The following is a 274-nucleotide window of genomic DNA, read 5'->3' on the forward strand; positions in this document are numbered from 1 at the left end:
GACCGACGCACGCGGCTTCCTGCTCGTCACCGCGCTCAATGCCTGGCAGGACAACGACCTGTCGATCGACCCGCTGGTGCTGCCGGCCGACGTGCATGTCGCGCGCACTCGCCTGGCGGCGGTGCCGGCCACCGGCAGCGGCATGCTGGCGCGCTTCCCGATGCACGCGGTGGTGGCGCTGGAGCTGGCCCTGCGCGGCCCGGACGGCGAGTGGATCGACGTCGGTACCGAGGCCACGCTGGAAGGCCCCGGCGGCGACGTGCCGGTGGTGGTC

Annotated in this window: 1 protein-coding gene; it reads left to right on the top strand. The window is 74.1% G+C overall.

From position 1 onward, the window contains the following. Nucleotides 1–274: hypothetical protein (locus tag SB658_RS23860; RefSeq protein WP_410602803.1), on the top strand; the 274-nt coding region annotated here is incomplete at both ends.

It is taken from the genome of Bacillus sp. SIMBA_008 (assembly GCF_046535495.1).
Taxonomy (GTDB): Bacteria; Bacillota; Bacilli; order Bacillales; family Bacillaceae; genus Bacillus; species Bacillus subtilis.